The sequence below is a fragment of the Tenggerimyces flavus genome (genome assembly GCF_016907715.1).
GTDB classification, from domain to species: Bacteria; Actinomycetota; Actinomycetes; order Propionibacteriales; family Actinopolymorphaceae; genus Tenggerimyces; species Tenggerimyces flavus.
This window is the reverse complement of the sequence record NZ_JAFBCM010000001.1, coordinates 7,238,343-7,261,495: the sequence shown is the minus strand read 5'-3', so window position 1 is coordinate 7,261,495 and position 23,153 is coordinate 7,238,343. Positions and strand designations below refer to the sequence as shown.

The 23,153-nt window shown below is 68.3% G+C and carries 17 protein-coding genes; 9 read left to right on the top strand and 8 right to left on the bottom strand.

Translation table 11 applies throughout. The annotated features are described in order from the left end of the window. The first annotated feature begins 10 nt into the window (after window positions 1-10). Complete coding sequence (locus tag JOD67_RS33755) at window positions 11-3,259, top strand: AfsR/SARP family transcriptional regulator (RefSeq protein WP_205121739.1); 3,249 nt, start codon at window positions 11-13, stop codon at window positions 3,257-3,259. Between the two features lie 8 nt (window positions 3,260-3,267). On the opposite strand, the gene JOD67_RS33750 is transcribed toward JOD67_RS33755, so the two are convergent. After that, window positions 3,268-4,326, bottom strand: coding sequence for a ParB/RepB/Spo0J family partition protein (locus JOD67_RS33750; RefSeq protein ID WP_205121738.1), 1,059 nt, complete (start codon window positions 4,324-4,326; stop codon window positions 3,268-3,270). A 694-nt stretch (window positions 4,327-5,020) separates the two neighbouring features. Here JOD67_RS33750 and JOD67_RS33745 point away from each other — a divergent pair. Both JOD67_RS33745 and JOD67_RS33740 read left to right on the top strand, forming a co-directional pair. Further along, a complete protein-coding gene (locus tag JOD67_RS33745) occupies window positions 5,021-5,965 on the top strand; it encodes a cytochrome P450 (RefSeq protein ID WP_205121737.1) in 945 nt (314 codons plus the stop codon). Window positions 5,966-6,116: 151 nt separating this feature from the next. Next, window positions 6,117-9,008, top strand: a complete 2,892-nt coding sequence (locus tag JOD67_RS33740) for a helix-turn-helix transcriptional regulator (protein WP_205121736.1) — start codon at window positions 6,117-6,119, stop codon at window positions 9,006-9,008. A gap of 24 nt (window positions 9,009-9,032) precedes the next feature. Here JOD67_RS33740 and JOD67_RS33735 read toward each other — a convergent pair whose 3' ends face one another. Beyond that, window positions 9,033-9,851: a maleylpyruvate isomerase family mycothiol-dependent enzyme gene (locus JOD67_RS33735; RefSeq protein WP_205121735.1), complete on the bottom strand. Its 819-nt coding sequence runs from the start codon at window positions 9,849-9,851 to the stop codon at window positions 9,033-9,035. 218 nt (window positions 9,852-10,069) lie between these two features. On the opposite strand from JOD67_RS33735, the gene JOD67_RS33730 reads away from it, so the two are divergent. Beyond that, window positions 10,070-10,621, top strand: a complete 552-nt coding sequence (locus JOD67_RS33730) for a helix-turn-helix domain-containing protein (RefSeq protein WP_205121734.1) — start codon at window positions 10,070-10,072, stop codon at window positions 10,619-10,621. 13 nt (window positions 10,622-10,634) lie between these two features. On the opposite strand, the gene JOD67_RS33725 is transcribed toward JOD67_RS33730, so the two are convergent. After that, window positions 10,635-11,072 (bottom strand): SUKH-3 domain-containing protein, encoded by a 438-nt coding sequence (locus JOD67_RS33725; RefSeq protein WP_205121733.1) that lies wholly within the window; start codon window positions 11,070-11,072, stop codon window positions 10,635-10,637. Next, on the bottom strand, window positions 11,069-11,776 hold the full coding sequence (locus tag JOD67_RS33720) for an SUKH-4 family immunity protein (protein WP_205121732.1): 708 nt from the start codon (window positions 11,774-11,776) through the stop codon (window positions 11,069-11,071). The genes JOD67_RS33725 and JOD67_RS33720 overlap by 4 nt, the downstream gene beginning before the upstream one ends. 98 nt (window positions 11,777-11,874) lie before the next feature. On the opposite strand from JOD67_RS33720, the gene JOD67_RS33715 reads away from it, so the two are divergent. Both JOD67_RS33715 and JOD67_RS33710 read left to right on the top strand, forming a co-directional pair. After that, window positions 11,875-12,573: a hypothetical protein gene (locus tag JOD67_RS33715; RefSeq protein WP_205121731.1), complete on the top strand. Its 699-nt coding sequence runs from the start codon at window positions 11,875-11,877 to the stop codon at window positions 12,571-12,573. Further along, the gene (locus JOD67_RS33710; protein ID WP_205121730.1) at window positions 12,570-13,244 is read left to right on the top strand and encodes a hypothetical protein; all 675 of its coding nucleotides are present in this window, start codon (window positions 12,570-12,572) and stop codon (window positions 13,242-13,244) included. The genes JOD67_RS33715 and JOD67_RS33710 overlap by 4 nt, the downstream gene beginning before the upstream one ends. A 133-nt stretch (window positions 13,245-13,377) precedes the next feature. Here the strand turns inward: JOD67_RS33710 and JOD67_RS33705 are convergent, their stop codons facing one another. Then, window positions 13,378-13,665: a hypothetical protein gene (locus JOD67_RS33705; RefSeq protein WP_205121729.1), complete on the bottom strand. Its 288-nt coding sequence runs from the start codon at window positions 13,663-13,665 to the stop codon at window positions 13,378-13,380. Window positions 13,666-13,704: 39 nt separating this feature from the next. Then, window positions 13,705-14,037 carry a hypothetical protein gene (locus JOD67_RS33700; protein WP_205121728.1) on the bottom strand — a complete coding sequence of 111 codons (333 nt, stop codon included), beginning with the start codon at window positions 14,035-14,037 and terminating at the stop codon, window positions 13,705-13,707. Between the two features lie 149 nt (window positions 14,038-14,186). Here JOD67_RS33700 and eccCa point away from each other — a divergent pair, with 149 nt between their 5' ends. The 3 genes from eccCa (at window position 14,187) to JOD67_RS33685 (ending at window position 20,158) form a co-directional block, all read left to right on the top strand. Beyond that, window positions 14,187-18,158, top strand: a complete 3,972-nt coding sequence (gene eccCa / locus JOD67_RS33695) for a type VII secretion protein EccCa (protein WP_205121727.1) — start codon at window positions 14,187-14,189, stop codon at window positions 18,156-18,158. Window positions 18,159-18,276: 118 nt separating this feature from the next. Continuing rightward, on the top strand, window positions 18,277-18,561 hold the full coding sequence (locus tag JOD67_RS33690) for a hypothetical protein (RefSeq protein WP_205121726.1): 285 nt from the start codon (window positions 18,277-18,279) through the stop codon (window positions 18,559-18,561). A gap of 1 nt (window position 18,562) precedes the next feature. Beyond that, a complete protein-coding gene (locus JOD67_RS33685; RefSeq protein ID WP_205121725.1) occupies window positions 18,563-20,158 on the top strand; it encodes a hypothetical protein in 1,596 nt (531 codons plus the stop codon). 172 nt (window positions 20,159-20,330) lie between these two features. Here the strand turns inward: JOD67_RS33685 and eccB are convergent, their stop codons facing one another. Beyond that, window positions 20,331-21,761, bottom strand: a complete 1,431-nt coding sequence (eccB, locus tag JOD67_RS33680; RefSeq protein WP_205121724.1) for a type VII secretion protein EccB — start codon at window positions 21,759-21,761, stop codon at window positions 20,331-20,333. 1 nt (window position 21,762) lies between these two features. Continuing rightward, window positions 21,763-23,139, bottom strand: coding sequence for a type VII secretion integral membrane protein EccD (gene eccD / locus JOD67_RS33675; RefSeq protein WP_205121723.1), 1,377 nt, complete (start codon window positions 23,137-23,139; stop codon window positions 21,763-21,765). Between the last annotated feature and the right edge of the window lie 14 nt (window positions 23,140-23,153).

Below are 23,153 nucleotides of genomic sequence, written 5' to 3'. Positions count from 1 at the left end.
GTGCGGCGAAGTGACTGTCGAGTTTCGTCTGCTCGGTCCGCTCGAGGTCGAGATCGATGGCCGCGTCCTGCCGATCTCGTCGGGAAGGCAGCGCGTCGTACTCGCCGCGTTGCTCCTGCGGCGGAACCACACGGTGTCCATGTCGGACCTCGAGGACAAGTTGTGGGAGGGCGAGCCGCCTGACGGGGCTCGCGGAGTGATCCAGAAGTACGTGATGCGACTGCGAAACCTCTTGGGCCACGAACTGATCCACACCGATTCCATCGGCTACCGGATCTCAGCGCAGCACGGGTCGGTCGATCTCGACCTCTTCGCCGACCTCGTCAGGTCCGCGGACAAGGCCAGAGAGGCGGGCGACCAGGTCGGTGAGGCGGTCGGACTCCGCGACGCCTTGGCGCTGTGGCGCGACGCCTCGCCGTTGTCGAACGTCGAGTCGACCTCGCTTCACCGGCACGAGGTGGCACAGCTGGTCGAGCAGTATTTGCAGATGGTGGAGCGCCGGATCGAGGTCGACCTGCGGCTCGGCCAACACGCCACCCTGGTGGGGGATCTTCGGATGCTGGCTCGCAGGTTCTCGCTGCGTGAGCGGTTCTGGGGTCAGCTGATGATCGCGTTGGACGGCTCGGGTCGGCGCGGGGACGCTCTCGAGGCCTATCAGGAGGCGGCCCGGTATCTCGCGGACGAACTCGGTGTGGAGCCGGGCGCGGAGCTGCGCGGTCTGTACTCGGAGATCCTGACCAAGGACGACAGATCATCGGGTCGTACGGGTGGTTCCCGGAGCGCGCCCTTGAAGCCCATCCCTCACCAGCTGCCCATGGCAGGTGCGGTCTTCGTCGGCCGACGCGAGCAGGTTGCCGAGATCTCCGCCGTACTGACGGCCCGCGGCGGGACCGATGTCCCCGTCGTCCTCGTGAGCGGACCCGCGGGCATCGGAAAGACCGCTCTAGCCGTCCATGTCGCACACCAGGTCGCCACGGAGTTCGAGCACGGACAGCTGTACGTCGACCTTGGTGCCTTCGCGGAAGGGTCGGCGCCCTCGGTTTCTGAGGTGCTCGGCCAGTTCTTGCATGCCTTGGGAGTGACCCCGGACGCGATCCCCTTGCGAGTCGATGAGCAGGTGACGGCGTTCCGTTCCCTGGTCGCGGGCAAGCACATCCTGGTCGTCTTGGACAACGCCGGACCGAAGTACGACGTGAGCTCCCTCCTCCCCGGCGCGCCGGGATGCGCTGTCCTCATCACGAGCAGGAACGAGCTCGAGGGGCTGCTCGTCGCGACCGGGGCTCGACATGTCTCCCTGGGTTCGCTGAGTAGCGGCGAGTCGCGTGTCCTCCTGATGAACGCGGTGGGAGGGGAGCGCCTGGCCGCGGAGCCCGATGCGGTCGACGAGCTCGTCGCGCTGTGCGGTGGGTTCGCGCTCGCGCTTCGTATCGCGGGTGTTCACCTCCTGCTGCGGCCGGGCCTCATCGTGAGCCAGTACGTCGAGCAGCTGCGTGAGCAGGGCGCAGTCTCGGGCCTCAGCGCAGATGCCGACGAGACGAGCCTCTCCACCGCGTTCGACTGGTCGTACCGAGTCCTGAGCCCGTCCCACCAACGCCTGCTGAGACTGCTCAGCCTGGTGCCCGGGCCTGACGTCACGCCCCAGGCTGTCGCCGCGCTCGTCGACGTGAGCGAGGCTGACGCGGCCGTTCTTCTCGACGGGTTGTCGAGTGCGAGCCTGTTGGCGCGACGATCCGGTCGTCGCTATGCGTTCCACGACCTCATCCGCGCCTATGCGCGCGACCGTTGCGAGAAAGAGGAACTCGCTACGGCCCGCGAGGAGGCTCGCGCACGGCTCTTCGACTATTACATCGCCGCCGCTGATGCGGCAGTGACGCCCGCGATCGTCGTGGCGACCCTCGAGCGTCCGAGCTCATCCCGCCCAGCCGTGGTGGGTCCTCGAAGCATCGCAAGCCTGGACGACGAGCGCGCTGCCATGGTGGCAGCGGTCCAGGACGCGGAGAGCAGAGGGCTGAACGAGAAGGCGTTCCATCTGGCCGATGCGTTGCGCGGCTACTTCATGCTGCGCGGACACAATGTCGACTGGTTGGTGTGCAACGAGGCAGGCCTCAGGGCCGCACGCGCTTCGGGCAACGAGCTCGCTGTCGCGGCGATGCTCAACGCTCGTGGGGTTCTCAGGTACCACACCGGCGACACGGCAGGCGCCGGCACCGACGCGGCGGCGGCGCTGGCCATCTTCGAGAGCATGAGCTCGCCCATGGCCCCTGTCGCCCGCGGGAACCTCGGCCTCATCGCGATGGCGAGCGGCAGCGCGGCCACGGCGGTCAAGCATCTGTCGCGGGCACTCGAGGCGCAGGAACGTCGCGGCGACCTGCGCCTCGCCTACCGCACGTTGGAGAACCTGACCGTGGCACTGCTCGGCTTGGGCGACCTGCAGCGGGCGAACGCCGCGGGAGAGCGGGTCCAGGAGCTCGCCGCGGCGGGGGACTACCGCGCCCTCGGGGTGATGGCGTTGCTCGCCAGGTACTCCGGCGACCTCCGGCGGGCCGAGGTCGGCCTCGCCCAGGCGACCGCTCTGGCGCTGGACCACGACGACCAGCGCGCAGCGGTGTGTCTGGTCGACGAGTTGACGCTTTCCCGGCTGGACCTCGGCATGCTCGGTGACTGCCATCGCGCCGCCCAGGGCAACGTACGACGTGCGATGCGGTACGACCCCCGCCGGGTGGCCTCCACACAATGCACGCTGGGCCTCGTCCTCGCCCGGCTGAACGAGGACACCGAGGCTCGGATCCACTATGAGGAAGCACTCACCGCGGCGCGGTCGTTCGGTGACAGGGATTCCGAGTGCGTCACGCTGATCGGGCTCAGCGACCTCAGTCTCGCGCGCGGATTCGTCGACGAGGCCCGCCGCCGGGCGAGTGCCGCGGTGCGGATCGCCACTCGTGACGCGCGCCGCTTGCGGCTGGTCGAGGCTCGCCTCGCGCTTGCCACGACCTCGCTGCGCGCCGGCCGCGTACAGGCGGCGATGACAGAAGGCGAACGCGCGCTGCGGCTCGCCCTGACGTGTGGGTTCACGCTGGGCGCGGCTCGTGCGCGAGACGTGCTCGGTCAGGTCTGGTTGTCCCACGGTGGGGTGGCGAAGACGCTGACGTACTGGTCCGAGGCGGAGAGAACGCTGCGCGCCGCGGGCTCGTTCCAGGCGAAGCTCATCGCCAGGCGACTGGTGTCCTTGCGGTCGGAGCTCCCGCCGAAGACTGAGTGAGCGGCTCGTCAGGACGCGGATCGAGGGGTGCTCGACGGGGGAGAAGGCTTCGCTGACGTTTCCTGCTGGCGTTCGAGCTGCTGGATGAGATCCTGCCAAGCGCGGCTGTTCTCGCGAGCGAGCGCGATGACGGTGTCGAGCCAGTGCTCGGGAACGTTTCCCACCACGCGCCTGACCTTGTCGGGGTCGATCGGGACCGCGTCGAGCCACTGCAGCAGGGCGCGGCCTGCATCGTTGAACCGAAGCGATGGATCCTTGCGCAGGCTCTGGAGTGCGGACTGTCGATCGACGGTAGTGGTTCGACGTTCGGCTCGAAGGTTTCCATTCTCGGGCGGCTGATTCTCGGGCGGCGTGACCTGTCCGCGCCGGTCGAGCTGGCGTCGCTGGTGGTCTGTCACCGCGTCCAGTCCCGCCCGCATGCGTTCGCGGACCAACTTCACCGTCGATGGGGCGACGCCAGCTTCCCGAGCGACTTCCCGTAGCGAGGCGTGCGGGCTCGCGGCGAGCAGGGACTCGGCGGCCCGTCGCCTAGCGGCGCTGTCGAGTGGGCGGACCCGGCCGTCGCGCCCGAGGCGCGAGGTCATGGTCTCCCCGTCGTTGATCCGAAGCCGGATGGTGGTGACAGTGCGCGGAGCGAGTCCCGTGGTGACGGCGATCCGGCGGTCCGACCACTCGGGATGCGTCCCCATGATCTGTTCGGCAGCGGCCGTGCGATCGGCCAAGGACAACGGCAGACCATGGGCGACGTTGGCCTGCACCGCCACCACCACGACGTCCCTGTCGGGACCGTCGTAGAACCTGACCGCGATGTGGGGGTGACCGCGGAGCACCGCGGCCCGCAGCCGATGCATCCCGTCGATGACCCGCATGGTCGAGCGCTGCACGATGATCGGCGGGAGAACCGCGGTCGAGTCCGCCAAGAGCCGGACGTGATCGTCGCTCGTTCCGTTCACGCGGGTGGACAGTCCAGTCACCAGCGCTTCGACGGGAACGCTGGCGATGACACCATCCAGGAGGGCATCGTAGGTTCCTGACTCCAGCTCAGCGGAACGTCCGCCGGGTTCCATCGACCCTCCGTGGGTTCGAGATCGCTGACAGGCAATTGATCTCCTCACTTTTCCGAGAGTCGATGCCATCTCGATGCCACTTCGCTTGTCGACAGTCGACAAGCGGCGTTCACCACGATGAAAACCCTACCTACAGGTCCCTCTCCCACGTCTCGTTGCTGTCCGGCGCCCGGCAGGACGACCAGCCGTACGCCTTCGCGTCGCACGTCGAGTCCGACCGCCCGGAGGATGCGTTCCGCCACCAGAGCGTTGTGGTCGTTGTTCAGGACCAACCGGACCGCTGTCCGCAAGCTATGTCTGCCCACACCTCGTCGCTCATCGCCAACCCCTCCGTTCGTTGCTGTGTAGGGGATTCGCTGTGAGCGTGATCGGGTTGACAGCAGGCGGGCGGACAGGTTCTTCTCTGCCTCGTGACGAACCTCACGACCCGAGGGAGAGTGCGTTGAGTCCGCGTGAATTCGCCATGGACGTTGACGATTTCGACCCGACAGACCCAGCGGTTCTAGCAGATCCCTATCCCACGTACCGTCGGCTGCGGCTCGACGATCCGGTCCATTTCAACGCACCAGGTGGTTGGCTTCTCACCCGATACGCCGACGTGGCTTCGCTGCTCCGCGACCCCAGGCTCAGTTCCGATCGCCGGACGGCTACGGAGGCGGCGCCGGCGTTGCGGGCGCTTACCGAGAACCCCTCCATGGTGTCGTTGGACCTGCCCGATCACACGCGGCTGCGCCGGATCGTCAACAAGGCTTTCACTCCTCGCCAGGTCGAGGGGCTGCGCCCCCGCATCGAAGCGATCGTCGACGGCCTGCTCGAACGGGTGGACGGTCGATTCGAGCTGATGGAGAGCCTGGCGCGGCCCTTGCCGGTCGAGGTGATCTGCGAAATGTTGGCGGTGCCAGCGGGCGACCGTCAGTTCATTCGAGCGTGCTCGGCCGAGCTGACCTACCTGTTCGAGTTGGTGACGAGCGTCGAGAGACGTCAGACCGGCTTGCGCGGCTGGGTCGCGTTGACCACCTACTTCGAGGAGCTGTCGGTCGAACGAAGCGCGAAGCCTGGCGATGATCTGCTGAGCATGCTGCTGGTCGTCGAGGAAGCAGGGGATCGGCTCACGAGGTCCGAGGTGGTCTCGATGGCGAACCTGCTCCTGTTCGCCGGTCACGACACGACGATCAACCTCATCGGCAACGGCGTTCTCGCGCTGCTCCAGCATCCGAACGAGCTCGCCCGTTTGCGCGAGGACCCCGGCATCGTGGGGTCCGCCGTCGAGGAGCTGCTGCGATTCGACTCGCCCGTCCAGTTCGTTTCGCGCGTGACCAAGACCGACCTCGACATCGGCAACCGGCACCTGCGCCCTCACGACGTGGTCCTTCTCTGCTTGGGCGCGGCCAACCGCGATCCGGACCAGTTCGCCGACCCCGATCGCCTCGATCTCGGCCGCGCCGACAACCGGCACGTGGCGTTCGGCGGAGGACCACACTTCTGCCTCGGTACGCCGCTGGCCCGCATCGAGGGCGCGGTTCTGGTGTCCAGACTCTTCGACCGGTTCCCCCGCCTCGGGCTCGCCGGAGAGCCGCGATGGCGGGACACGTCGACCATTCGCGGGCTGTCGACCCTTCCCCTCGCCGCCGAGGGCTGAGGGAGAGTACGGACCGCTTCCGGTGTCCTGGAAGACCCATTCGGGTGACATGATCCAGATCGAACATGAAATGTCTTCCAGGTAGCTGCAAGAACCGTCAAGCTGGTGGAGCGTCGGCCTACGAACGCGTCCACCAGGAGGATCTGTGGGATTGACGGAGATCGAGTCCAACCACCTGCTGGACCGAGATGACGAGCTCGCCATGCTGCAGAAGGCGATCCACGAACTCGGCTCGACCCAACCCGCGGGTGTCGTTCAGCTCGTCGGTGATGGCGGGATCGGAAAGACCCAGCTCCTCCACCGCGTCCACGAGCTCGCGACTATCGCCGGCATGACGTTTCTCGAGGGGACCTGCACTCAGCCAGGGGCGGAACGTCCACTCGAGCTGTTCGCTGACGCCTTCGGGAGTCTCGGAGCGTCTCGAACGACGGATGCGGTCGCGGAGATGGACGGCGCGACTGCCGCGCTGCTGGCTGGAGTGTTTCCGTCCTTGCGCGGCTACGCGTCCGGACAGCTCGACGATCCGCGCGGAGTGAGACTCCACCTCGTTCGAAGCGCTGTTCGTGAGCTGTTCGAACGCTTGGCGAAGCCGCCTGGGCTCGTGGTGACCATCGATGATCTCCACTGGGCCGACGCTACCTCGGTGGAGGTTCTCGAGTACCTCCTTCGGCACCCACCGCACGCGCCAGTTCTGTTGGTCGTCGCGTATCGGCCGCGGCAGCTCGCGACTCGGCTCGTGACGGCGTTCGCCGAGGCCGAGAAGTCCGCCGCGACGACCGTGATCACGGTTCGCCCGCTCACGAGGGCGTCCGCCGAGGTGATGTTGGGGCCGGAGCTCGGTCGCGTGCGACTTGCCGACATCTACCGCCGTGCCAGGGGAAACCCGCTCTACCTGCGGGTGCTGGCGGCCTACGCGGAAGCGTCTTCGAGCGGGCGCCCGGCGCCGTACGACGAGCCCAGCGTTCCCCCGCAGGTGGCCGCGTCGTTGCTCAGCGAGTTCGAGTCCCTGTCCCTCGAAGGACAGCGAGTGGCTCGTGCTGGCGCTGTCGTGGGCGACCCGTTCGACCCCGATCTGGCTGCCGAGGTCGCGGCGGTCGATCTGGACGAGGCACTGACGGCCATCGACGAGTTGCAGGCAGCGGACATGATTCGCCCCCGAGCGGGCGGGTTCACGTATCGGCACCCTGTTCTCGGTCGGCTCGTCTACGAGTCCACGGATGCGGGCTGGCGGATGGCGGCGCACCGGCGGGCCGCGGCCGCGCTCGCCCGACGTGGGGCAGACCTGCCCGACCAGGCGCATCATGTCCATCGAACGGGACGGCAGGGCGACCGTCAGGGCGCTGAGTTGCTCGCGCGTGCCGCCGAGCAGGTCCTCGATCGCGCGCCCGACTCCGCCGCGAGCTGGTGGGAGAAGGCGATCGTCATGCTCGCCGGGTCGGAAGCCGATGCCACCACCCGCCTCGAGCTGAGCGTTCGACTGGCTGGAGCGTTGGCCCGGTCGGGCGAGCTGCTCCGCAGCCGCGTCGTTCTGCACCGGCTCCTGCGGACCAGCTCGATGCCGCGTGCGATGCGATGGGAGATCGTGACCCTCTGCTCCACGGTGCAACGACACCTTGGCATGTTCGAGGAGACCCGGGCCATGCTGATGCGCGAGCTCGAGCCGGACGACGGGCGGTCGTCGCGGGCGAGCGTGGACCTGATGCTCGAGCTCGCGCAATGCGGGTACATGTTCTCGGCCAACACCGACCCGAGGTGGAGCTCCGGTGCGCTCGAACTGGCGCGACAGATCGACGACCCGATGCGGCTCGTCCGTGCGCTCACCGCGCGTGCCGACTCGTTGGTGACCGAGGGCCGCATCGACCTGGCGATCGAACACGCGAATGCCGCGTCCGCGTTGCTGGACAGTAGGACGGACGGCGAGCTCGCCGAGCACTTGCTCGCGGTCTCGTCGCTCGGCTGGATCGAGGACCTGCTCGATCTCACCGCGAACGCGCTCCGGCACTTCGCCCGCGGCGCCAGGATCGCGCGGGAGACCGGACAGCTCCACGCCCTCGCGCGGCTGCTCGCTGGCATAGTCCACGCCCGGGCGCAACTCGGCCAGCTCGCCGCCCAGGACGACGTGGCGGATCTCGACGATGTCGTTCGCCGGCTCGACAATGACGAGATTCGTCGGATCTCGCTCGTCTGCCAAGCGTTGTTCGCCGCGCGGTCGGGCGATGACCTTGCCGCCCTGTCGTTGAGTGAGCAGGTCATCGAGCTGAGCGGAGCCGAGTCGCCGATGAGCAGGCACGCCCAGATCATGGCGGCGAACGCTCGGGGCAAGGCTTCACCCTGGTACGTCCAGACCATGCTCCGAATCTGCGGCGGCCCGTCGCTCGACAGGTTGTACGTGATGAGCCGGACGTGGGTCTACCTCGGGCTCGCGGGTGCCGAACTCGCCCAGGGCCGCGTGGCCGACGCGAGGGAGTGGATCCGATGCGCGGAAGCCGTCAGCGGCGGACTTGGCCAGCGACGCATGATCGCTATGGCGAAGCTCGGTCGGGCGATGGTGACCGCCGTGGACGAACCGGCGAGTGCCTCCGACCTGGCCCGCGAGGCCGGTGTCGACCTCGAGGCCGCGGGCTACCCGCTCGATGCGGCACATGCTTTCCTGAGCGCGGGAATCTCCTTCGCGGAAGCCGGCCAGGATCACGAGAGCACCCTCTTCTTCGACCACGCTTGGATGCTGTTCCAGCGCTGCAACGCCCCGAGGCTGCAGGAACGGGTCGACCAGATTCGCAAGCGGTGGATGCGGGATCGTGGGTCGAACGCGCTGACGGGTCTCAGCTCTCGGGAGCGGCAGATCGCCGACCTCGTGAGCGATGGACGTACGAACCGGCAGATCGGGACCAGCCTGAAGCTTAGCCCGCGGACTGTGGAGACCTACTTGGAACGGATCTTCGCCAAGCTCGAGGTGTCGTCCAGGAGCGAGGTCGCGGCGGCCGTCGCGAGGGCGTCGACTCGTTCGGTCGAGTTGGGGGATGAGCGGGTCGCGTCGCCGTGACCTCGCTCGGTCGCTCGGTTGCCGCTAGGCGGAGATCGGCCCGTAGCCCCGACCCGCTGGGGCGAGGAGCATCGGGGCCGTGGACATCCAGGCCTCGACCTCCATGGTCGCGGTGAGCTCGACCTCCCAGCGGGTCCGGCGACGGGTGACATAGAGGCAGAAGTCCTCGGCGGTCCCTCTCAGTCGCGCGGCCGCGGTCGGATCGCCCCAGATCCAAAGGGCTCCGATCGGACTGGCGAGCTCGATGCGGCACTCCATTTGGCCAAGGGGGAGGACCCCGTGCGCGGTGAACCGCGGGTCGTCCATACCGATGCCGAGATCGGCGACGTACCAAAGACGTTCGCTAGGCATTCGCGGCCGGTCCAACGCGTCGAAGATGTCCTGCGCGTGAGCCCACGTTCGCATCAGGCCGTACGCGGTCGCGATCGTGACGAGACGTTCGCTTCCCGCACCAGGTAACGATGAAATGTCGCCTTCGAGGATTCCGTGGCTCGTGCTCTCGAACTGTTCACGGGCTTCGCGCCATTGCGTCAGCAGCGTCTCCGGATGGCGATTGGCCAGCGCGAGCCCGCCGTAGTCGGCGTCATGGTGTGGGCTTGGCGAAGCACGCTCTACTGTCAGCAGAAGGCGGCGGCGGTCCGTCATCGCCTCGATCGCATCCTGTGCGCGCAGGGTCAGATGGGCGACCTGGCGTGCGATCGTCCATCCCTCCGAGGGGGTTGGCGTCGACCAGACGTCGTAGGAGAGGCTCGCCAGGAGTTTGTCGAGCTCTTCGTTCTCGGCTGTGAACGCGTCCAGGGTGCGGTACGCGACGTCGCGTGGGTCGTCCTCGACAGGCAACATCGTGGCCTACGTTTCATGGCGGGCAGTGGAACTCTGCCTTGATCGTCCATCGACTTCCTGTTCGCCAGCAGTCCGGAATGTTCCGGACGACGCCGCGTTCGACTGCCGAACTGCCTCATTCGAACGGCCTCCGGTCTCCGTCACCTGTAGGTGGTTTTCCGGACTATGTCCGCGCAATCCGGGCCAAGTAACTTGCCCATCGGAGGGGATGGACTGCGTTGGACCCAGAGGAGGTGATCGGCTTGTTCATCGAGGCGACGTTGGCCCGGCTGCGAGCTCTGCACGACGAGGCCGTCGCCAGTATGAGGCGAGCCGACACTCTGGAGGAGATGCTCGCGATCTCGAACACCTTGCTGCAAGCGTACGTGCGGCTGTCCGCGGAACTGTCGGACCTTCGCGCTTCGACCGCTGTGCAGCTGCGCGAGTCGAACGCCGGGTCGGTCGACGAGCTCGCGACACTCCTGTCGGCGTCGCCCGCGGATGTGGAACGGATGATCCGCGCGTACGAGCAGCTCGAGGCTCGACGTGCCAAGGACGCGAGGACGCCCGCCCGCCGGCGGGGACGTCCACGGAAGCTCGGCGTGGAGGATCGGGCAGCCGCGCAAGCTGCGCTTGACGACGGGCAGTCGGTTCAGAAGGTCGCGTCGATGTTCCTGGTGTCGCGCGCCACGATCTACCGCGTGCTCGAGCCCAGGCGCCAGCGTCGTCGATCGAAGCGCCACCCGGGACCGAGTCCGATGGCGGCGACCCAGACCACCATGTCGGCCTGACGATTCCGCGGATTCACCACCGGCCGTCGTCATCCAGCCGCGGTGGCAGACGTCCCGTCACGAGCGTGACCAGCGCGTCGTCGATCGTGGCGCCGAGGAACCACTCTCCAGCGTGGTCGATGCTGAACACTCGCCCCGTCTCGTCGATGACGAGGATCGCGTCGTGATCGCCTTCCATGCCCAGCGGGAAGACTCGATGACCGAGCAGGCCTTTCAGCTCGGCGAGCGTCTTCGTGCTGGTGGCGTCGAGGGCGGGGTCGAGAGCGAACGGCCGGCGGCGTACGTGGCGGCCGGGGCCGTCTTGGATCACGTACAGGCCACCGAACTCGAGCAGTGCGTCGACCACCGCCGAGAAGGCGGCGACTCGGGACTCCGCTCTCCTGCCCTCCGACCAGCCGGCCTCTCGCAGCACGGATTCCACCTCGGGCGCGAACCGCTCGACCGTCGTCACACGTCCTCCTCTGGGAGGCTGAGCTGGAAGCCGAGATGCGCGCCGAGCAGAGCGCACGTCACGCAAGGTGGTGCGGACTTCCCACCCATCGGATCGCCCAGCTCCCTGAGTCGAACGGTGACGACGGCCGCTCCCGCGAACAGGACCGCTCGGGCTTCTTCCAGCGTGATGGGAGGCGACTCGTCGGCTGCCCGCCGGGCATCCTCGGCGTGCAGGGCATCGGAGAGGACGGCGGCCTCGGAGCAACGGGTGTAGCCGCGTTCGAAGAACTCCCCTGGCAGTGCGGCGTAGAACCCTCGCACCAGCCTGTGGTGGTTCGGTTGGACGTCGCACTTCGCGCTGCGAGCGGTGAGAACGCGACCGTCGGAGAACAGCAGCTCCGACAGGTTCGCCGGCGCCGCGAGACGACGGAGATCCCGCTTGGTTCGGGCCCCTGGATCCCAGGTGAGGGGAGCGGGCGAACGTTGGACACGGCGCTCCTGGAACGCGGCGACCACCTGATCCACGGGCAACGCCGGCCAGACGGACAACTCCCCGGTCTCGCGGTCGATGACCCCGCGGCGGTCCGTGAAGCTGGACTCTCCTGCCCAGACGACGAATCCGAGCTCGAACTCGTGGACAACGGCGGTTGCCGCGGGGTGGCTTGGCGTGCTCGCCGCGACCCATCGACTCGCGATCCTGGCAGCTTCCTCACGGTCGATCATCCTGGCGACTCTAATCGCGGCTCGAGCCTGGGAAAGCCCGCACGGCATAGACCTGCCATCGTCGGCTCAGGGGCGAACTTCGCGGTTAGCTTCGCGGAATGACCATCCGCGCGGCTGCCGGACAGCCCACGGGCGTCGATGCCGCCGTACCGCTGCTGTTTCCGCTCGGCCACGACATCGGCGCCTACTACCAGGCGGGCACCTCGACCGACCCGAGTCGGCGTGTCCGGCTCGGCCCGCACTACCACGAGCTGACGCGGCAGCAGTTCGTTGTGTGGAGGCTGGCGCATGGATCGCAGGAGGCCATCCAGAGCGAAACCCCGTGGGGTCGCCAGTCCGTAGAGACTCTCGCGAAGGCGACGGGCATCGTGGACGCGGTCGACCTCGTCGACGAGCTGACCGAGAAAGGGCTGCTGGTGGGGGTCGCGCCTGGGTCGCGAGACGCCCGTTCATTCGCCATCGGCCATCGACTCCTGCCGTCGATGCTGGGATTGGGCAACTCGCCGAAGGAGCCGTGGCTGTTCGGCATTGGCCTCGTCGACATGCCGATCGTGAAGGTGACCTTTCCGGTCTTCGATCTGTGGCAGTGGTCGTCGATGGACGAGACCTTGTGGGACGCCTGCCGCAGCGCGGCGGAGATCGCCGAACGTCATGGCGTGGACGATCCCGAGTCCACCGACCCGAAACGTCTGCTCACCGGCTTCCTCGGCGCGTTGCACGGGATCCTGGCGGCCGGCGCCGCCCATCTCGACATCGCGTTCCGGCTTCAGCACCCTCACCCGAAGGCGGCAGCATGACCTCGTCTCTCATCTTCCCGATCGGCCACTACCTCGGCGCCTTCTACCCGTCAGAGGGAGCGCCGCTGGACGCCCACATCGTCCGTGTGGGTTGGCGAACGTTCAAACTGAACGCGGCCGAGCAGCTCGTCGTCTGGGCCCTCTCGCACGGCTTGGGCGGAGGTGCGGGCATGGAACCGTGGACCCGCGTCGATGTCGAGAACACCGCCCGCGCATCCGGGATCGGCGACGCCCCGACCGCACTGGACCAGCTCATCGATCGCGAGCTGGTCGTCGAAGTCGATCCCGAGGGAGACGACGCGATCCACTTCGCCAAGTCGTTCCGGACGCGTTCTTTGCTGGCGGGCTTGGGAAACGCGCCCGAAGACCCGCTGAGTTTCGGTCTCGGGATCCCGGACGGTCGGCCGACTGTGACGGTGCCGTACCTGATGTACGAACTGTGGAACTGGGGTTCGGCCTGCGACAGTCTCTGGCACGCTTGCGAGATCTTCGCCGCGGTGGGCCGGTTGAATCCGGACGTCCAGGAGACGTTCGAGGCCGAGCCACACCTGGTCCTCGTTCGCTTCCTCCATGCGGTCCAGGTCCTCGTCGCCCATGGTGCGGTCTATCTGGACGAAGCCCGCCAGGAGCACGTCGCCGGATCCTTGTCCGAGACGCTCGTTGACCAGTGATCGTGTGTGGACACAAAAGAAACTGGGCCGCAGCAGGGGGATGCGGCCCAGCTCTGTCGCCACTACACGGGTCGCCCGATACCTGATGACCACCTCCCTCTCTGGATAGCGACGTTCCCTAGGTTGAAGCGAGTCAGCCGAACCGTGCTGCGCAGCGCTGCACGCACGCGAGGTTCTCCGCGACTGCCTGCTCGCCTCGACCGGTCAGGTCGGAGTGCGTCGAGTTGTTCGAGTCCTCGTGGACGCGGAACGCGTGGTTGACCTGGCCGAAGACCTCGCCGGCTCCGTCGTTCCAGTCCGGCAAGGTGGCGTTGACGTTCGCGGCCAGGATCTCCGTGTCCTCACGCATGGCAGCGTTGGCCTGGCGGCTGCCCGCAAGCATCGACTCGACCGCGCCAGCGTCCATCCTCAAGTACGGCATCTCACCATCTCTCCTTCGGGTGTTTCGCGGTGCCCGGGCTCACCGGAGCGCGCCACCAAACGGGGTGACCTGTGTAGCGAGCACGGTCGTCTGACCGGCGTCCTGAGTGGCCAGGTAGTCCTGCACACTGGCGCCGGTGTCGACCGAGATCTTCTCCAGCGCTCGGTTGAGCACGTTCGCGGTGCTGCAGAAGTCACCGTTGACTCCCCCGTACGCCACAGCCTGGCCCATCTGCCACGCGGGGCTGCCGACTACGGCCGACACTTCGGAGTCGACCGTGCGCACCTGACCGTCCAGCGAGTCGACAGTGCTTGCCGCAACGACGCGTGCACGCTCGACGAGCTCGGTGTCCATGTTCAACATGCCTGGCATGAAGCGCTCCTTTCCTCAATCGCGCTTGAACCTGCCGCAACGGTACGGAGGAGATCGGGACGAACCCGGCGACGGCACGTTCCTGCCATCCGACGAGGGGAGCAGCTCGGGCCTCTACGGTGGCGCGGGAGTGCGAGGAGGAGCTGACGGTGGCAGTCGTGATCGTGAAGCGCCCGGCTCGCCGGCCAGCACCCGACCTCCCGTCGGGCGAGCTCGTGCTCGAAGCGCCACCGGAGATCCCCGTACCTGGCGGGCGTCAGTGGATGCAGGCGCTGATGGTGCTTCCCATGGCGGCGATGATGGGCGCGATGCTCATCAGCTTCTCTGGAGCTTTGACCGGCGGGCTGCGCATCGTCGTCTACGGCCTGTTCGGCGCGGCCATGCTGGGCATGGTGGTGCTCGCGATTCTCCAGGGTAGCGGGACACCCGGCCGGCGCGAGATGGCGCAAGCCCGGCGGGGATACCTGCGGCAGCTCGCTCAGCATCGGGTACGGATGGTGCGCGCCATTGAGCGGCAGCGGACGGCGATGGCGTACCTGCACCCCGATCCCGCGGCGTTGTGGAACCTGGTGGCGAGCTATCGCCTCTGGGAACGGCGCCGCGACGACCAGGACTTCGGTGTCGCGCGCATCGGAACGGCGAAACAGAGCGCCGCGATCACCCTCGTTCCACCCGATACGAAGCCGCTCGAAGGTCTGGAGCCGCTTGCCGCGATGGCCTTGCGGCGCTTCATCTCCACCTACAGCACCGTGCCCGGCCTCCCGCTCGCCATCGCCGTCAACGGGTTCAGCCGGATCTACGTGCGAGGCGACCGGACGCGGTCCACCAGCCTGGTCCGCGCGCTGCTTGCGCAGCTCGCGAGTCTGCACGCACCGGACGACCTTCGCATCGCCGCCTGCGTCGCGCCGGAGTCGAGATCATCGTGGGAGTGGATGAAATGGCTACCACACGCGTTGCATCCCACCAGGATGGACGCGCTGGGTTCGCTGCGGTTGGTGGCGCCCGCGATCACGGGCATCGAGGCGATGCTGGACGACCTGCTCGCGAACCGTCCTCGCTTCGACCCAGAACGCGTCGCGCCGACGTCTGGCCCGTACCTCGTGGTCGTCATCGACGGCGGGGAGGTCGGTGGTTCGGACCACCTGATGACCGGTGGCGGTGTCGAGGGGGTGAGCGTGATCGATCTGACGACGCAGCCTCCCCGATCCCTGGACACCACCGCGATCGTGCTCGACATCGACGAGGACGGCAACGTGGTCGGCGAGACGACGGAGGGCGACGCCGAGTTGGGCAACGCGGACGACCTCTCTCTCGCCGGGGTGGAAGCGCTCGCCCGCGAGCTGGCGCCACTGCGGCTCACCGTTGGCGCCGCGGCGGAGCAACCTCTGAGTGCCGAGCTCGGGCTCGAAGACCTGCTGGAGTTGGGGGATCCGTACTCGTTCGATCCCACCAGGACCTGGGTGCAACGTCCCAACCGTGACCGGCTCCGCGTCCGGATCGGGATCCGTGCCGACGGGGCGCCGACCGAGCTGGACCTCAAGGAGTCCGCGCAGGAAGGCATGGGTCCACATGGACTGCTCATCGGCGCGACGGGCTCGGGCAAGAGCGAGATGCTTCGTACGTTGGTGCTCGGTCTCGCGGTCACGCACTCTCCGGCGTCGCTGAACTTCGTCCTGGTCGACTTCAAGGGCGGTGCGACGTTCTCGCGGATGGACCGCCTCCCGCACACCAGCGCGATGATCACGAACCTCGCCGACGAGCTGCACCTCGTCGACCGCATGACGGACGCGTTGAACGGCGAACTCGTGCGGAGGCAGGAGATGCTGCGTGCCGCCGGGAACTATGCGTCGCTCCGCGACTACGAGAAGGCCCGTGCGGCGGGGGCTCCGCTGCCCGAGGTGCCGACTCTGCTCGTGATCGTCGACGAGTTCAGTGAGCTGTTGAGCGCGAAACCCGACTTCATCGACACGTTCGTCCAGATCGGTCGGGTCGGCCGTTCGCTCGGCGTGCACCTTCTGCTCGCGAGCCAGCGGCTCGAGGAAGGACGTCTCCGCGGCCTGGACGCGCACTTGTCGTACCGCATCGCCCTGCGCACGTTCTCCGACAACGACAGTCGCGCGGTTCTGGGAACGGGCGACGCGTTCAAGCTGCCGCGGCCACCCGGGCATGGGTTCGTCAAGTCCGGCACGGAGCCGCTGGTGCGGTTCCGGTCGGCGTACGTGTCCGGCGTTCATCAACGCGCGCAACAGAGTTCGACCAGCCCGGCGTGGGAGAGCGCCCCGTCGTTGATGACCTACTCGACAGACTATCGGGCACCCGACGTCGACGAGGACGACCAGCTCGACGAGGTGGTCGCCACGACGAACGCCGACGACGCAGTCGGAGAGAGCCTGCTCGACATCCTCGTGGGCAGGCTGGCCGGGCGAGGAACGCCGGCTCACCAGGTCTGGCTTCCACCGCTGGCGGAGTCGCCGACCGTGGGTCAGGTTCTCGGAGAGCTCGTCCTGGATCCCGAACGCGGGCTCACCACTGTCAACGCCAGGTTGCATGGCCGGTTCTGCGCTGTCGCGGGCATCGTCGACCGGCCGTTCGACCAGCGCCGCGACCCCTTGGTGCTCGACTTGTCCGCGGGCGCCGGCCACGTCGTCATCGTGGGTGCTCCGCACTCCGGGCGGAGCACCACCGTGCAGTCGATCGTCACGAGCCTCGCCCTCACCCACACCCCGGCGGAGGTGCAGTTCTACTGCTTGGACTTCGGCGGCGGAGCGCTCGCCTCGGTGAAGGGACTCCCGCACGTCGGTGGTGTCGCGTTTCGTCAAGCGGTGGGGGCCGTTCGGCGTACCGTCGCCGAGCTGGTGGGGCTGCTGGCGCGCCGGGAGCGGTCGTTCGCCGAACACGAGATAGAGGGCATGGCGAGCTATCGCCGGCTGCGTGCCGCGGGCCAGTTCGCCGAGGATCCGTACGGCGACGTGTTCTTGGTCGTCGATGGTTGGGGGACGTTGAAGTCGGACTTCGAGGACCTCGAGGCCGCGGTCGTCGATCTCGCCGCGCGCGGGTTGTCGTACGGGATCCACATCATGCTGACGTGCGTCCGGCCGTATGAGCTCCGCATGAACATCCGAGATCTGCTCGGTAGCCGTGTCGAGCTGCGGCTGGGGGACCCGATCGACTCGATGGTGGATCGGCTTGCCGCGTTGAGCGTTCCGGAGGACCAGCCGGGGCGGGGTATCACGGGCACCAAGCACCAGATGCTCATCGCGCTACCCGAGCTCGAGCCAGCTGGGACGGCGGACCTGGTCGCCGCGGTCGCGGACGCCTGGGCGGGGCCGGCCGCGCCGGACGTGCGGCTGCTCCCGGCGCAGTTCCCGTACGCCGACCTGCCGCCGCGTGACCGGAGCGACGACACCGGTCACCGGCTCACCGTGGGCATCGCCGAACGCGACCTGGCGCCCGTCGCGTTGGACTTCGCGGCCGAGCCACACGTGATCCTGCTCGGCGACGCGGAGTCGGGCAAGACGACGTTCCTGCGGGTGCTGGCGCGGCGGATCGCCACGAGTTACGAGCCCGAGCGAGCGCGCATCATCCTGGTCGACCATCGGCGGGCGCTGTTGGGGGACATCACGTCGGATCACCTCATCGGGTACGGGACCGACCTGACGTCCACTACACAGCTGATGCAGGAAGCGATGCGTGGGATGGCCGAACGGATGCCGCCGGTCGATGTGACCCCCGAGCAACTCCGGCAGCGCAGTTGGTGGGACGGGCCGGAGCTGTACCTGCTGATCGACGACTACGACCTCATCGTCAGCCAGACCAACCACCCGTTCCTCCCGTTGCTCGACTATCTGCAACACGGACGCGACATCGGGCTCCACGTCGTGGTGACGCGCAGGATGAACGGCGCCGGGCGCGCGTTGTTCGAGCCGTTCCTCGCGCGCCTTCGAGATGTGGGCTCGCCGGGGCTGATGATGTCCGGCGACCGGCTGGAGGGGCCGCTGCTCGGTGGCCTCAAGCCCGAGCTCCTGCCGCCCGGCCGGGCCCACCTCGTACGACACCGCGGGGCTCCGCAGCTCGTCCAGCTCGCCTTGCTTTCACCCGCCGAGACGGAGGGCGCGGAGTGAGGCATGGCCGGAACATGTCGTCGCCGGTTGCGCGCCTTTTCCGATGGTTTGCTGACGGCCGGAGCTGTTATGAACTTCGAAACCCGTCGGAGTGGACATGGCTGAGAACTTGAATGTCGTGACCGAGGACCTGGTCACGTTCGCGCAGCGTTTGACCAATCCCAACCCCCGAGTCGCGACACCGGGCGACGCCATGCCTGGCATGTGCGGGATGGGGGAGTCTTCCTATCTCTGGATGGCTGGAGACAAGCTGGTCGCCGACGGTGTGGCTTGCCTGGGCAAGGTCGACGCGGGATTCCAGGGCTACAAGGCCAAGGTCTTGGAGTGCCATGACGACATCCTGACGACGGATGGTCGGAACACCGCGGCGATCTTGAGCTCGTTCCAGGGTGGAGGGGCGTGAGATGGACTACGCGGCGCTGACCATCGAGCAGCAGCTCGCACTCGTACGGACGGAGCTCGCGAACAGCGGGTCATACCAGATGATCATCGACCAATGGCTCGCGATCCGAAACGAGTTCAGCCTGGCCGAGGCGAGCCTGCAAACGGAGGCCGGTGGTCTGGCGAACCAGTGGACGGACGATGGTGGCAAGGCACTGCAAGCGGGTGTGGCGGAAAGCCTCAAGTCGCTGAAGCCGTGGGTGACTGCCCCCGACGTCGCGATCGTCCTCGGGCCGCTGCGTCAGCAGATCATCGACACTGAGCGGGTCATCTCCGCACTCGACGCCGAGCGTGTCGCGTTGGAGGTGTACGACGGGGAACTCCCCGTCACCCCCACCTTGATCGCGGCGCGGCTGCACGCCTGGTACCGCAAAGGCGCGATCCAACGTGACGGTGGCGCGGCGATGAACGCCCTCGCGCAGAGCTTCCAGAACGCGACGGCCGAGCTAACGAAGGCCACCCCGACGACCACGTGGTACGGCCCGGAGGGCGGCGATCCGGCCGCCGCCGTTCCGCCAGCTGACGGGACCTCGCCGGGTGCCGGTGGCAGGGGCGGAGCACCTGGTGGCGGCGGAACGTCCGGCTCCTTCGACGGACTGGACAGCGAGACAGCCGCTCTTGCTGGGAGCGAACCTTACGGCGGGGCGCTGCCCGCGAGCTACGCGGCGAGCCCTGGGAGCCTGGGTAGCCCGTCCGCCGCCCCGGGTTTGCCCGGCGCTGGCGGCTTCGGCGGGAGCGATCCCGTGCTGGATGGTGCGCCCGTTCCTGCCCCGCCACTGCCCACTGTGCCTGGGATTCCGACCGTTCCCGGGGGGCCGACGGTTCCGGGGGCGCCGACGTTCCCTGGCCCACCTCCGCCTTGGACGGGCATGCCGCCTCCCCAGCCGAGACCGAGGCTGCCGCAGGTTCCGACCGGCCCGTACATCCCGCGAAGCATTCCCGACCCGGGCGGACCGATCGTCCCTCCGCCGGCTCCGGGGACACTCGGTGGTCGGGCGGCGCGTGGTGGTCAAGGTGGCTTCCGGCTGCCCGCTATCGGCGGCGCTGGCGGAGTTGGGGGCCTTCCGGGAATCCCCGGTGGATCTGGCGCGGTCGACGCGGCCGCGGGCTCGACCCAGCCCGGACGAGGAGTCGTCGCACGGGCCACGGTGGGACCGACCGCGGGCAACATCCCTGGTACAGCCATCCCCGGAACGGCAGCCGCGGGGATGGCAACGGGAGCAGCGACCGCGGGATCCGCGGCTGGTTCCGCTGTTCCGCCGCCGATGATGCCGCCGATGGCACCGGGCCAGGGCGGAGAGAAGCCGAAGCCTGGGAATGCCGAACGCGCCAAGCAGATCCGCCGTCCACCCGCGACGTTCCCCGGCGTGCCGGTGAGACTGCGTGGGCGGGTTGATGGAACCGAGTCGAACGGCTTCGGCTCGGTGGCAGCCGCATCCCAGCAGACGGCCCGTCGTCGTGAGCGTGAAGCTCCGGAGCCCGAAACCCTGCGACTGCTCGACGAAGAGCTGTGGGACGTGACCTCGCAACCGCAGCGGAACAGGCAGACCGCAGTCTGACGAGACTTTGCCCGATCGGCACGGCCCAAGGCCGCGCGGGCGAAGGCGCCTCCCTCGCCGGTACTCCTCCCTGACCAAGAGGCCGGCGAGTAGAGGTGACCATCCTCACGAGGATGGGAGAGACGGCCTTCCCGACCCCCTGCTGAAAGTGGAAGGCCGTCTTCTCCTGCCCTCAATCCGTGACCTGCCGCATCGCCGCGGCGGGGTCCAAACCTCTGGCCGCGGGGATGCGAGCGACCAAGCTCGCCGGCATCCGGACGGGCGTCACGCCGTCGAAGCCGAGCGTCGCCAGCACGCCAGGTCCCGCCAGGGGGTGCTGGACGCCGAGGTCGGTCACCACACTCAACGCTCCCGCGGGAGCGTTGAGACTCGGCATGGATTCGACCAAGGCTGCCCGGCCGGGCGGGACCACGACGCGGTCGGCGAGTGGCGTGCCACGGATCGTGCGGCCCGCCGTCGACGTCATCGGATCTCGCGCGGGGAGCGCCGCATCCACCGTCAAGGTGGGTACGGGTTGCGCGGGAGCGAACGTGGCACACAGCGTGGAGCCTGTCTCGCGCGCGCCGAGGAAGGCCGGCCGAACGAGCGGTGGCGCGCCCGGCGTCGTTGCCACCTTGGGTCCCTGCCTGCTCTGTGCCGCGTCGACCGTGTCGAGGGGGAGCGCCACGGGTTGCTCGCCGTCGTACGCCTGGGCCGACTCGGGGAAGGCCACCTGGATGTCGTACTGCAGCGCGCTGATGGGCCGGAGCCGGGACGCCTCGACGAGGTAGTACTGGCGAAAACCGCCCGCGGTCTCGAGCAGCATGAGCTGGCCGATGCGAAGATCCGAACGTTCCTCGACCGCGCTCGACGTGGCACCGAGGTCGGGCAACGCCACTGGCGTGAGCGGTGCGCCTTCGGGCAGCGCGCTGATCAGCTCGACTCCGATCCGCGCCCATGGCTCCGACTGGAGGGCGAGGCTCACGACCACCTTGTCCACGGCGCGGATCCGGTGCCTGAACCCGCGCCAGAGCAGGTACTCCTCGCCGGTCTCCGGCACCGCGACCAGCAGGGCGGAGTCGCCGAGCCGTTGGCCACTGGCAGGTTCCTGGCCGACCATCAGGACGGATTCGTCGACCTCCGCGCCGGTGTAGTCGACAACCGGTTGCGAGCACATCGACCAGCTTCCCGCCAGCAGCTGGCGCCGATCGGGGAGCGAGTCGGGCGCATCCGGGATCCCGATGCGGGCGCCGCGCGGAACGTCCACGAGCGAGCGGCGGGACACCGAGCGGATCGGGGCGTACCGCTGAAGCACGAGGAGCGCGGACACGTAGTTGGCGACCGGATGCAGACGACCCGCCACGTAGACGTACCGCGTGCCCGTCTCCTTCTCCACGATGACGACGTCGCCGCTTCGCCAAGAATCCTTGCCTCCTGGGACGATCAGCCCGTACACGCCGAAGCCGGTGAGCACGAGCACGGCGAGGACGATGCTTCCGATCGCCCCCATCGTGGCGCGGCGGAACGGTGCCTGCTCAGGGTCGGTCTCCCGCGTGACCAGCGCGGTCACGAGCCGTTGGACGAGGAACTGGTACGACTGCAGCTGGTCGCGCTTCGTCGCCATGTCAGCCGCCCAGCCCGCGGAACACGGCGTAGAGCCCGAGCACGGAGCAGCACAGCGGGACCACGGCGATGACGACGCCGAGCTCGAGGAGCTCCGCGTACCGCCCAAGGTACGGGCTCATCGGCCGGGCACTGAGCAGGAGCCCCGCCAGTACGGCGAGTCCGGCGATCGCGAGCAGTACGGCGACGACCAGGAGAAACATCGTCGGCCGCGAGGCCATCGTGCCGACGAGCAGGCACGCCGCGCCGACGGCGCCGATCACGAGGATCGGAACGCGGTGTCGCACCGCTGGATAGAGCCGCGCGCGCAGCAGGAAGCCGGCGGCGAGCACGGCGGCGTACCACCCGGTCGCCGACTGTCCGCTGCCGACCACTACGACGAGCCCGACGGTCGCGACGACGCACGTGCCGAGCAGCATTCCGCTGAGCATGGCGTCGGCTCGGAGGACGGCGTGGTGGATCGTCGAACGGGGCGGCTGCGGATCATCGCGTACGAGGTCCGCGGTGGTTCGCGGGAGCATCGGCATCGGCACCCTGCCCATCGACACCGACAGCCGCCCGAGACCGGGCGAAAAGATGAGCAGTGCGCCGACGACGATCGCCGCGACCTCGTACGGCTCCATCGCGTCGCTCGTCGTGAGCCAGCCCGCGCCGATGCCGAGCATTCCGGTGAAGAGCGCGCCGAAGAACAGGGCCGGCCGGTCGGAGACGCCGAGCAGCCCGAACACTCCCGCGAGCACGACCGCCACCGAAGCGATGAGCAGCTGGGGAACGCCCAGGTCGAACAGGTTCCGGTCGGTGAGGAGGAACACGCCACCCGCCGCCGCGAACGGCAACGCCGTCGCTCCGAGGACGGCGCCCGCGGACGAGTCGCCGGCGGCTCGAGACACGACGGTTCCGACGATCAGCAGCAGGGCCGCGATTCCCCAGGACCACAAGGCCGCGCGGGTCCACGGCGGCCCCGTCCCGACGAGCGCGGTCAAGATGAGCAGCACCGAGACGGCACCGAACGTCAGCCCGGCGAAGCGTGTGTGCCGCGCCGACCACATGCTGGCAACCCCGCCCGCGCTCGTAGCGATGGCCTCGACCACGTCGTCGTACTCGAGCTCCGGCCACTCGATCGACCGCGGCGCGAGATAGAGGATCTCGCCGTCCCGGAGCCGGTACGAACCGAGCGACCGTTCGAGCGCGAGGGCGCCACCGTCGATCCGCCGCAGGGTCCAGCCGCCGCCACCCGCGGTCTCGTCCGCCAGGCCTTCGCCCGCGTGCCGGAGCAGGCTGGGCAGCAGCTCCGCAACGAGGGACCCCTCGGGCAAGGCCATGTCGATGCGCCGTCTCGGCGCGGCGATGGTCACGCGGACCAGGCCGCTCGTTCTCATCCTCAGCCCTCTCG